This is a genomic window from Mesorhizobium sp. M2A.F.Ca.ET.037.01.1.1 (assembly GCF_003998075.1).
In the GTDB taxonomy this organism is placed as follows: domain Bacteria; phylum Pseudomonadota; class Alphaproteobacteria; order Rhizobiales; family Rhizobiaceae; genus Mesorhizobium.
Window position 1 is genome coordinate 1 of the sequence record NZ_RZSA01001150.1, and the last position, 1891, is coordinate 1891.

The 1891-nt window shown below is 65.6% G+C and carries 2 protein-coding genes; both read left to right on the forward strand.

All coding sequences use genetic code 11. The features are described 5' to 3' along the window. Window positions 1–842: substrate-binding domain-containing protein (locus EOA27_RS34480; protein WP_127258511.1), on the forward strand; the 842-nt coding region annotated here is incomplete at its 5' end. Between the two features lie 88 nt (window positions 843–930). Beyond that, entirely contained in the window at window positions 931–1719 is a 789-nt protein-coding gene (locus EOA27_RS34485) for an ATP-binding cassette domain-containing protein (protein WP_126082029.1), read from the forward strand. Window positions 1720–1891: the final 172 nt, after the last annotated feature.

Here is a 1891-nt window from a genome sequence, read left to right on the forward strand (position 1 = left end):
GCACCATCGTCTATAATGGCGCCAAGCAGGCGGCGGCTGATCTCGGGCCGAAGGTCGACTACATCTTTTCCGGCTGGGACGTCGAAAAGATGGTGCAGCAATTGCGCGAGGCGGTCGCCGTCAAGCCGCAGGGCATCGCCATGATGGGCCATCCGGGCGACGCGGCGATCATGCCGCTGGCCGAACAGGCGCATAAGGACGGCATCAAGATGATGTACCAGAACGTTCCGGTGCCGACGGTGGTGGCTGCGTTCGGCGGCGGCTATGTCGGCGCGCAGCAGGAGCAGCAGGGGCGCGCGCTCGGCGCCGAGGCGTTCAAGCTGGCCGGGCTGAAGGCCGGCGACAAGGCGATCATGATCGGCCCGTTCGAGAACGAGAGCCGTGGCGCGCGCGAGCGTGGAACGGTCGCCGCGCTGAAGGAGGCCGGCGTCGATGTCGTTCAGATCAATTCGCAAACCGAATGGGCAGCCGATCCCAATCTCGCGATCCCGCCGATCACTGCGGCGCTGCTCGACAATCCCGGCGTCAAGGCGGTCGGCTATCCCGGCGGGCAGATGCTCGGCAATGTCGCCACCTACATGCAGGCGGCGGGCAGGAAGCCCGGCGACATCTTCAATTTCGGCTTCGACACCAGCCCGCAGATCGTCGAGGCCTTCAAGGGCGGCTGGGTGCAGCTGACGGCCGACCAGCAGCCGTTCATGCAAGGCTATCTGCCGATCCTCAGTCTCTGCCAGCAGGTGGTGCTCGGTCTTGCCCCCATGAACGTCGACACCGGCGCCGGCTTCGTGACGCCGCAGAACTACGAGATCGTCTCAGAGCTCGCCAAGCAGGCGCTGCGCTGACCTCCCAGGCCGCCGGCCGGACCCAACCCGGCCGGCGGGACCGCCTGCGGACGAGGCAGGGATAACACACAATTCAAGCGAGGATCGCATGAGCGAACGCATCATCGAACTGCGCGACATCAAGAAATCCTACGGCCAGGTCTATGCCTTGGGCGGCGTCAACCTCAGCGTCGATCGCGGCGAAGTGGTCGGCCTGATCGGCGACAACGGCGCCGGCAAATCGACGCTGATCAAGATCCTGTCCGGCGTGGTCAGGCCGACCAGCGGCGAAATCCTGGTGCGTGGCAAACCGGTCAGCGGATGGAGCGCGGCACGTTCGCGCGACGCCGGCATCGAGACCGTGTTCCAGGACCGGGCTCTGGCCGTGCAGCAGACCATCGTGCGCAACATCTTCATGGGCCGCGAGCTCACCGGCTTCATGGGCTGGCTGAAGGTCAACAAGGAGGTCGCGGAGGCGAGCCGGCTAATGCGCGAGATCGGCTTCACCTCGAAAGTGTTCACGCCGCAGTCGATCGTCGGCCAGCTTTCGGGCGGCGAGCGGCAGGGCGTGGCGATCGCTCGCGCCATCTACAAGCAGGCGGAGCTGATCATCCTCGACGAGCCGACGACGGCGCTGTCGCTGACCGAAACCGCCAAGGTCTTCCACTTCGTGCGCCAGGTGCGGGCGAGCGGCCGCTCGATCCTGTTCATCGGCCACAACATCCACCATGTCTTCGACATCGCCGACCGCTTCGTCGTGCTCGACCGCGGCAAGGTGGCGCTGACGGCCGACCGCAGCGAGGTCAAGTCGGCCGACGACCTGATCAACTTCATGGAAGATGTGGCGCATCCCGGCGGCCTGCCGGGGCTGCACGAGGGCGCGGAGCAGAGAGCGTGATGAGCAAGGCCATGGAACCCGATCTGCAAACGCCTCTCAGGAGAACAAGCGGCCAGGCTGCCAAGGAATGGAGCCATCCGTCGAACCACTGGCTGCGCGGCTTCGTGCTCGACAACCGCGCTTCGCTCGGCACGCTCGCGGTGTTCATCGTCATGATGGCGGTGTTCATGAT